Annotated in this window: 10 protein-coding genes; 5 read left to right on the forward strand and 5 right to left on the reverse strand. The window is 34.6% G+C overall.

What is annotated here, in order from left to right; all coding sequences use genetic code 11:
• Nucleotides 1-24: 24 nt before the first annotated feature.
• On the reverse strand, nt 25-1566 hold the full coding sequence (locus tag B2745_RS15105) for an acyl-CoA carboxylase subunit beta (RefSeq protein ID WP_304068299.1): 1542 nt from the start codon (nt 1564-1566) through the stop codon (nt 25-27).
• Between the two features lie 185 nt (nt 1567-1751).
• Between B2745_RS15105 and B2745_RS15110 the strand changes: the two genes are divergently transcribed.
• The 5 genes from B2745_RS15110 to B2745_RS15130 all read left to right on the forward strand — a co-directional run bounded on the left by B2745_RS15110 (nt 1752) and on the right by B2745_RS15130 (nt 6239).
• Entirely contained in the window at nt 1752-2099 is a 348-nt protein-coding gene (locus B2745_RS15110; RefSeq protein WP_304068302.1) for a hypothetical protein, read from the forward strand.
• 85 nt (nt 2100-2184) lie between these two features.
• A complete protein-coding gene (locus tag B2745_RS15115) occupies nt 2185-3849 on the forward strand; it encodes a SulP family inorganic anion transporter (RefSeq protein ID WP_051291202.1) in 1665 nt (554 codons plus the stop codon).
• A 9-nt stretch (nt 3850-3858) separates the two neighbouring features.
• Nucleotides 3859-4503, forward strand: a complete 645-nt coding sequence (locus B2745_RS15120) for a carbonic anhydrase (RefSeq protein WP_304068304.1) — start codon at nt 3859-3861, stop codon at nt 4501-4503.
• 462 nt (nt 4504-4965) lie between these two features.
• Entirely contained in the window at nt 4966-5376 is a 411-nt protein-coding gene (locus B2745_RS15125) for a hypothetical protein (protein WP_304068307.1), read from the forward strand.
• A 62-nt stretch (nt 5377-5438) separates the two neighbouring features.
• Nucleotides 5439-6239: an HAEPLYID family protein gene (locus B2745_RS15130; protein WP_304068310.1), complete on the forward strand. Its 801-nt coding sequence runs from the start codon at nt 5439-5441 to the stop codon at nt 6237-6239.
• Here B2745_RS15130 and B2745_RS15135 read toward each other — a convergent pair.
• The 4 genes from B2745_RS15135 to B2745_RS15150 all read right to left on the reverse strand — a co-directional run bounded on the left by B2745_RS15135 (nt 6204) and on the right by B2745_RS15150 (nt 8635).
• The gene (locus B2745_RS15135; protein ID WP_304068312.1) at nt 6204-6593 is read right to left on the reverse strand and encodes a hypothetical protein; all 390 of its coding nucleotides are present in this window, start codon (nt 6591-6593) and stop codon (nt 6204-6206) included. The genes B2745_RS15130 and B2745_RS15135 overlap by 36 nt on opposite strands.
• Before the next feature lie 235 nt (nt 6594-6828).
• The gene (locus tag B2745_RS15140) at nt 6829-7197 is read right to left on the reverse strand and encodes a hypothetical protein (protein ID WP_304068314.1); all 369 of its coding nucleotides are present in this window, start codon (nt 7195-7197) and stop codon (nt 6829-6831) included.
• Nucleotides 7198-7207: 10 nt separating this feature from the next.
• A complete protein-coding gene (locus B2745_RS15145) occupies nt 7208-7711 on the reverse strand; it encodes an EndoU domain-containing protein (protein ID WP_304068317.1) in 504 nt (167 codons plus the stop codon).
• A gap of 105 nt (nt 7712-7816) precedes the next feature.
• On the reverse strand, nt 7817-8635 hold the full coding sequence (locus B2745_RS15150) for a hypothetical protein (RefSeq protein ID WP_304068320.1): 819 nt from the start codon (nt 8633-8635) through the stop codon (nt 7817-7819).
• Nucleotides 8636-9112: the final 477 nt, after the last annotated feature.

The raw sequence follows: 9112 nt of genomic DNA on the forward strand, positions 1-9112 counted from the left end.
AATATCTACATAAATTTAAATTATTTATAGCGGGATGTTACCGTGTTTTTTACGTGGCTTTTGTACCACTTTATTTGTTAACATTTTAAAAGCTTTTATCAGTTTTGTTCTGGTTTCAGCGGGCTCTATCACTTCATCAATAAAACCTCTTTCTGCTGCCCGGTAAGGGTTGGCAAATAAATCAGAATATTCTTTTTCTTTCTCCAACCATTTTTCCTGAGGGTTTTCTGCCGTACTGATTTCTTTTTTAAAGATAATCTCTGCTGCTCCTTTAGCACCCATAACAGCAATTTCTGCACTAGGCCAAGCAAAATTCATATCAGCACCAATATGTTTAGAGTTCATCACATCGTAAGCACCACCATAAGCTTTTCTTACAATAACAGTTATACGCGGAACAGTAGCCTCGCTAAAAGCGAATAATAATTTAGCACCATTGGTGATGATGGCATTCCATTCTTGGTCTGTGCCGGGTAAAAAGCCTGGGACATCCTCAAAAACCAAAAGTGGGATGTTAAAACAATCGCAGAAGCGAACAAAACGAGCTGCTTTTTTTGATGAATTGATATCTAAAACACCCGCAAGAAACGCTGGTTGATTAGCAATGATACCTATACTTTTTCCAGCAAGTCTTGCAAAGCCAACAACAATATTTTCTGCATATTCTTTATGAACTTCTAAAAAAGATTGTTCATCGGTCACCTCCTCTATAATACTTCTGATATCATAAGGCTGATGGATGTTTTCTGGAAGTATGGTATTGAGTTTCTCTCTTCTTTCGTCCCCAGCTTGATAATCTAAGGAAGGTGCAACTTCTTCGCAGTTTTGAGGGATATAAGAAAGAACTTTTTTGAGATGCTGGATAGCCTCAATCTCATTGGCGCAAGCAAAATGGGTAACGCCAGATTTTGTTGCATGCGTTTGGGCACCACCCAATTCTTCCGAGCTTACCTCTTCATGGGTAACTGTTTTTACCACATTGGGTCCAGTTACAAACATATAAGAGGTGTTTTCTACCATAAAAATAAAATCTGTAATGGCCGGAGAGTACACCGCCCCACCCGCACAAGGCCCCATAATGGCAGATAATTGTGGAATAACACCAGAGGCTAGGGTATTTCGGTAAAAAATATCGGCATAGCCACCTAAAGAAACTACGCCTTCCTGTATTCTAGCTCCTCCAGAATCGTTTAACCCAATAATGGGTGCTCCGTTTTGCATTGCTAAATCCATAATTCTACAGATTTTTTCGGCATGTGTTTCAGATAAAGAGCCTCCAAATACGGTGAAATCCTGAGCGTAAACATAAACTAAGCGATTGTTGATAGTGCCATAACCTGTCACCACACCATCGCCAAGGTACTGCTCTTTATCCATTCCAAAATCAGTAGAACGGTGGGTTACCAGCATGCCAATTTCTTCAAAAGAGTTTTCGTCTAGTAAAAAATGTAACCTTTCTCTAGCCGTTAATTTTCCTTTTTTATGCTGTGCAGTAATTCTATCCTTACCGCCACCGTTTAGCGCTTCAGCTTTTTTATGGTTTAGAAAATCTAATTTTTTATTCACTTGAGCTGTATTTACGATTAGCAATCAATGTATAAATTTTTACGTTAATACTTGCGATATAAAGAGCTAAATTTATATTTGTAGCGTTATCTATCATAAGCTTTACAATTTATTGATTTTGTAACAGTAAAAAAAGTTTAATTTGCAACCATTATCAAACGTAAATGTTTGATTTTTAATATTAAATGAAAAGGGCATTACAACTTAATTTAATTAGTGCGTTATTCTTGTTCATCTTTGCAGTGAAGATGGGGATATCTGTTGCGCCCTTAATTTATAGTATTGATAAAGAAACTGTAAATGCCGCTATCCTACAACTAGAATTAGAAACGCACTCCAAAGATCATCATGCCGATCATTCAAAAGATATTGGTAAACTTTTAAAATATGGGTCTGAGCTAAATTATATTTACGAGTTTTGCTTAAATCCTATACCTACAAATGCCAATTTAAAATACTTTGTAAAGCCTAGAAATTATATCAACTCTTTTTTTCCTTCTGTACTAACCCCGCCTCCCAACCATTTGATTTAAAATTTTTTATACGTATATTGATGATAATCAGTATATAAGGGGGATATTCAAAACAAAAAAATAACAACATTTATTTAAAATTTTTATGGAAAAAGATCATAAATCTTTATTTCCGGGGTTTAATGCGGTTAAATACTTTAATCCGCAAACGCTAAAAAAAGACTTACCTTCTAGTATCGTGGTTTTTTTAGTGGCTTTACCTTTATGTTTAGGCATTGCATTAGCTTCTGGGGCACCTTTATTTGCCGGTTTATTAACGGGTATTATAGGAGGTATTGTTGTAGCAAGTTTTAGTGGGTCGCAACTAAGTGTTAGCGGGCCTGCTGCTGGTTTAACTGTAATTGTTTTAAATGCAATTACACAGTTAGGAAGCTATGACGTTTTTATTCTTGCAGTTTTAATTGCAGGTATAATTCAAATTATTTTAGGAATTGCAAAAGCAGGCACTATTGGTAATTATTTTCCATCGGCTGTTATAGAGGGGATGCTTGCAGCCATTGGTATCATCTTAATTTTAAAACAATTGCCGCATGCCTTAGGCTATGATAAAAGCTACGAAGGCGAAGAGTCTTTTAAACAAGTAAACGATGATAACACCTTTACTGCTATTATCACCGCAGTAGAAAACATGCAGCTAGGGGCTGTTATTATTGCTGTACTTTCTTTGGCAATTTTAATCTTGTGGCCAAAAATTAAACAAGTTGCAGCTGTTCCGGCCGCTTTAGTGGTGGTGTTAACAGGTATAGGTTTAACAATGGCTTTCCAGGGCACAGGTTTGGCTCTTACAAACGAGCACATGGTACAAATACCTATGGTGGCTAGTTTTACAGAGTTTCAGAATTTATTCTTGTTTCCGGATTTTAGTGCTATTACCAATCCTAAAGTTTGGACAGTTGCGGTAACCATAGCTATTGTGGCTTCTTTAGAGACTTTATTAAGTTTAGAGGCTATTGATAAAATAGACCCACAGAAACGTGTTTCTCCAACCAATAGAGAGTTGGTTGCACAAGGGGTAGGTAATACAGTAAGTGGTTTATTAGGTGGTTTACCTATGACTTCTGTTATCGTAAGGTCATCGGCAAATGTTAATTCTGGTGCCAGAACTAAAATGTCGGCAGTTTTTCATGGTTTATGGTTGTTAACCGCTTTATTAGTTATTCCGGGGCTCATCAACCAGATTCCTTTAGCTGCTTTAGCTGCTATTTTATTATTTACAGGTTATAAGCTTGCTAATGCTACATTATTTTCTAAAATGTGGCGACATGGTAAAAATCAGTTTATTCCTTTTATAGTTACTGTACTTGCAGTTGTATTTACAGATTTGCTTACAGGTGTTGCTGTTGGTATGTTAATAGGTGTTTTCTATTTATTAAGAGCCAACATGAGAAATCCTTATTTCTACAAACTAGAGAAAGATGGCAAACAAAAAACACTTCGTTTAAAACTCTCAGAAGAGGTGTCTTTCTTAAACAAAGGTGCTATTTTATACACTTTAACCCATATCCCTAAAGGTGCTAAAGTTGTTATTGATGGCACAAATTCTAAGTATATAGATAGAGATGTTTTAGAAATTATTGAGAATTTTCATGAGCATGCGTACGCCAAGCAAATAGACGTAGAGCTGGTTAATATTCATCCTAAATACGAGCTTCCTAAGCTTCAGGATTTAATTATACAAGCAGACGATATTGCGGAAATTGTAGATACACATCAAATAGCTAAAGAAAAGGAATTACAAAAAAATAACTAATTAAAAATCATGATAGATACCAAGCATATAACATACGAGTCTTTAATAGAAGGCAATAAAGAATGGGTGGCCGAAACTTTGAAACAAGATCCAGATTATTTTAATAGGTTATCATCCGGACAAAAGCCACCAGTTTTATGGATAGGTTGTGCAGATAGCCGTGTGCCAGCTAACCAGATAACCAATACTTTACCAGGCGAAATTTTTGTACACAGAAATATTGCTAACGTTATTGTACATAACGATATGAATATGTTATCAGTATTAGATTATGCTGTTAATGTTTTAAAAGTAGAGCATGTAATTATTGCCGGACATTATGGTTGTGGGGGTGTTGCTGCCGCCATGACAGATAAGCAATACGGTTTAATAGATAACTGGTTGCGCAATATTAAAGATGTTTACCGTTTACACAAAGCCGAAGTTGATGCCATTGAGGATCAAGAAGAAAAAGTAAGAAAAATGGTACATTTAAATGTGATAGAAGGTGTAAATAAACTTTGCGGAACTTCTATCATTCAGAATGCCTGGGCTCGCGGACAAGAGCTGGAAGTGCATGGCTGGGTGATTGATATCGAGACAGGTTTCATCAAAGATTTAGAAGTAACTTGTAATAGTAATGATGATTTCGATCACATCTTTAAATTAGCCTAATTAGAATTAAATATCAATGAGGTTGTCTTAAAAATCATATTTGTCATATTGAGGGTTAATATATTTCATAGAAATCAATATGAAATGACGTGTTTAAGTAGTTCGATAGTCTTGCCCAAGCATTAACGACCGTTTACGCCCAATTCCGCCTTGGCGGTTGCGGTTTCTACAGGATTAGCCGTAGTAGAACCTTTAGAAGCAAGCGGCGCAGCGGAGAGTTTTTGGGTACTTTTTGCGGAAAAAAGTACCTTGACATGGCCGGTCAAGAGGCCGGAAAGCTAGTGGGTGAATGCTTGATTTTTAAACATTTATAAATAGCGTCAATGGTAGACTTTTATTGTCATCCTCAGCGGAGCCGAAAGAAATGTCATCCTGAGCGGAGTCGAAGGATAAGTAAAGGCTTCGACTCCGCTCAGCCTGACACAAAATGATGATTTGAGACAGCCTCATTATTCTTGTAAAATGAAAAAGCTTAGGTCTTTTAAATTTAGCAGCTTCATATTTTACATCATCGCAGCTATTGTGTTTAACTTTAGCTATGATACTCCTGATACGCTTCATACCAAGCGCTTTACCAATTTGGGTTATCAAGATAATCTCCAAATAAATGATTATGAATCTTACTATGAATTTTTTTCAGAGTTTATATTAGGTTTAGATCATCATATAGAAGAGCAACAAGAAGCAGAACAAGAACAAACCCTTGTTAAATTAAAGTTGTATATCACACCATTTACAACGCTCCAGCTTTTTAATATCCCGATGTTTTTATCTGATTTGATTGATTTTAACATCCAAAAGTTACCCAAAGGTAAATTGCCCTCCATATTTCTTCCGCCAGAACTATCATTCCTCTTTGCAATAACTCTGTAAAAAGAAATTTTTTAAAATTATTTTAATAAAAAAGACTGATGATAAAATATGTAATCGGGCTAATGGCATTCTTTTGCTTTTTAGCCTTGTTTAATCAAGCCGTAGCTAAACAAGACACCACAAAACTCATTAAAGTAGAACATGCAGAACCACTTTATATTGATTTGATTAGAGATTTAGGTGCAAGAAAAGGAGAGAAAGAATGGAACGTGGGTTTAGGCATCCAAGATAATCTTAATTACGATGAGATAGAGCTTTTGGTAGAATATGAATGGGCAGTGGCTAACCGTTTAGGTTTAGAGATAGAAGTACCCGTAAGTTTGTATAGTAAAAACAGCAAGGCATCTGTTGATAAACAGCCTTCTCATGCTGTTGAGGGTATAAAAACAGCTTTTCAATGGACATTTCTGGTAAACCCGAAACTTAGAACCTCAATGGCTTTTGGTTATATCAATGAGATAAAATTTACCGACTTAAATGCTATCGCTACCAACAATATATTTGCCGGAAATAATTTTAATCCTTTTTTGGTTATTGCCAAAAGGATAGGGGCGCATTACCATAGTTTAGTTTATACCGGACCACAATTTTATAAATCTTTTGGAAACAAAAATTGGGAAAGCAGTTACGATATAAATACAAACTTTCATTACATGATACCCAGCTCAAGAAATTTTATAGGATTAGAATTAAATAAAACTTTTAGTAATGAGGGTTTTGACATCATGCTAAGACCCCAAATGCGGGTAAGTATTGCAGATAACTTAATTGTTGGAATTGTTTCTGGTATCCCCGTGAATCGGGAAAATAAAAGGTTTCAAAGTTTTTTAAGGCTTATTTATGAGCCCGGTCACAAACATTGATTTAAAACAGCTTTGCAGAGGATTATTCTGCAAAGCTGTTTCTTTTATTGATGATGAGATTTGATACCTACTTCTAAGTGGGTGTATTTTAGGATCCCCTTGTTCATCCGGGTTTAAGATTAAACGTAAGCCAAAAGGCAGGTTTAAGCCAATTTCCCTTGAGACAATATCCAGACTGTAGAAGGCAGCATCACCACGATAGCTTTTAGAATATTGCAGATTTTTATAATGGATCTTATCAAAAATAGCAGTTAAACCCTCGCGAGCGAAGGACAAAAACTCGGGCAGGTCATCCAAAGTGATCACTTCTGACAATTTTGGATAATATCTTTTAGCTACGGCTGTTGTTGGCATGTTTTTCTGATTTATACTTTAATTCTTTTCCTTCTTAGAGAAACTGTTTTCCAGTCACTTTCAGCTATTGTTATTTAAAGACTATATAACTTTTTTACTAAGTCTGGATTGATTCATCCTGCTCGTAAAATTTGTATTTTCTGCTCATTTGTCAATCATTCATTTTATACAGTTTTATTATCAAGGCACAAGTACTCTTCCCTCATTCCCCAGCTGCATACTTGCGCCAAACGAGCTAGCTGTTGTTTTGCAAATACTGTATCCATGCTTCTACAATCTCTTTAAAATCTAATGTAGGCAGAGTAAAAGATGGAGAAATACTTTTGTTGTTTGCGTATTCTTCAAGATCCTCATAAATTTTAGTATAGTCAGAATCAATAATTGCTATAACCATTCCCTGAGTAGGATACCCCCAATCAGAATTTTGCCAATTTTCATTTATTGCTGTATTTATCCCATCTAATAGTCTATTTGCATCAGATATAGTCTTATGATCTTTAACTAATAATGATAACCAAGAGTTATTGCTATGTACTCTGTTATGAGTAGTATTGTGTATTATAACCTTTGCGAAGGATATATTATATTTCTTTAAAGTTTCCATTTCAATTGTATTAATTAGGCCAAACTGTGATGACTCTAGTGTTTAAAGTTATTATCTTATCTTTTTTCAATCCTTTCATGCAAAAAGTACAAGTACTTCCATTACGGAGAATTCCAATCCATTGATTTCCTTCAAAATATCTCATATTTTCAAAAGCATATGTTAATTCTTCTAATAACTGACTTTCGTTCCATATATCAGGAAACATATCGTTATCTAGAAGGTTACCCTTTCTATCGAGTTTCATAATAAGGATATTATTTGAGTTATATTTACCAACATGTGCTTTGTAAGTTCCGCTTGGTCCAGGTATAGTGACCGGATTAACCACACAACCATTAGATTGAGCGATTATTGAGTGAATCCCTCCTATATTTCCATCCGAATATATCACTCCTTCAAAAAGATGTTCAATTATTTTAGGATTACCTTTCAAAAGCTTAAAAGCTTTTAAGAAAGTTACTTTTATCCGTTCTCCTTTTAAGAACTCAATATCTCTCCAATAATCAATCAAATCCCCACCATTGTCATTTAAAGCATCAATAACATCATCAGGCGCCAGATGGGGGGTAGTATAAATTATCTTCTTGATTTGATGGCATATGAGAAATTATTTTGATTATCCTTCTACGTTCGATAAAGACTCTATTGTATCTATTAATATAACTCCAGTAATACAATCTACCCTTATCGTCCTTAGAGTACTATAAACTTTATACTCAGATGAATAGTCTCCCCAAATTTTTATAACATAAAACCCTTCTTCATTTTCACTTTTAGGTATATATAAAGATACTTCTGTTATGTCATTATTGATGGTTTTGAATGAATTACTTATATCAACATTTAGCTCTTTTTGTAACTTTTTAACCAAATCTTCTATTTTAAATTTACAGTGGTCTAGAAAACGCTCATCATAATTTATCTGTTCTATTACATTACCCTTGTTATCATATCTTATATACATACCTACTGGTATATCATAAAAAAAGCGACTATTTCCTTCCAACAGCCTTGTTTTCGAATCATAATAATAATTCATGGTATACAAACTGTTTGGCTCTTTCTCTTTCAAAATATAAGAATCTCTCTTCTCAGTTATCTCGACATATGCCCCATCTTTTCTTATATAACTTACCCTGCTTATATATCTTAATGAATTATTATCCAGTTTTAGAATAGAATAGTTTTTAGGATGTTTTTTCCCCTTGCTATCCAGTATTACTTTATATTCTTCTAAATCAAATGTTTTCGTTTTATCGTCTTTTTTATTTAATTCTGCTTTTTTAAGATTTGCACAACCTGTTAAAAACACAGCTATCAATACGAAAAAAAAAATTCTAATCATTTTAATGTCACCCATCTGGCGCAAGTATGCAGCCTTAGCCATGTGCGGCTGTGTACTTGTGCCTTGTAAAAAAGAACTTTTTATCATCATCAATTTATTTTTTAATATTAATGTCTCCACCAATTGTGCTTTCTGATTTTCCAGAAAATCGAAATCATCCTTTTTATTCTACCAATTTTTCAATAGATTTGATTAACCTAAAGTAAACAAAATCCAAAAAATCTAAAAATTTATTAATATAAGTCCACGTATAGCCCACCTATACCCCACCTTTTATCCACGTTTTATCCATATCACGTTCGGTGCTTCTCTCAGACTTCTCCCGGACACCTTCGGAAAAACAGGGCCATTTACCGAACAAGTCTCGAACATGGTTGGGAGATGGTGCGGAAAGCGGAAAGTTTAAAGTGAAAAGTAGAAAGATGCCTTAAAAAGTATAAAGTACAGAGTATAAAGTAGAAAGACTTAAAAAGTTAAAAATCAAAAGTAAAAATTAAAAAGCCCTAAAGAGCGGATATTTAGGAGCTTTCAATAATGCTAAATCCAAACTTTCCGAAGAACGAAAGA

The organism is Pedobacter glucosidilyticus (genome assembly GCF_002483235.1).
In the GTDB taxonomy this organism is placed as follows: domain Bacteria; phylum Bacteroidota; class Bacteroidia; order Sphingobacteriales; family Sphingobacteriaceae; genus Pseudopedobacter; species Pseudopedobacter glucosidilyticum_B.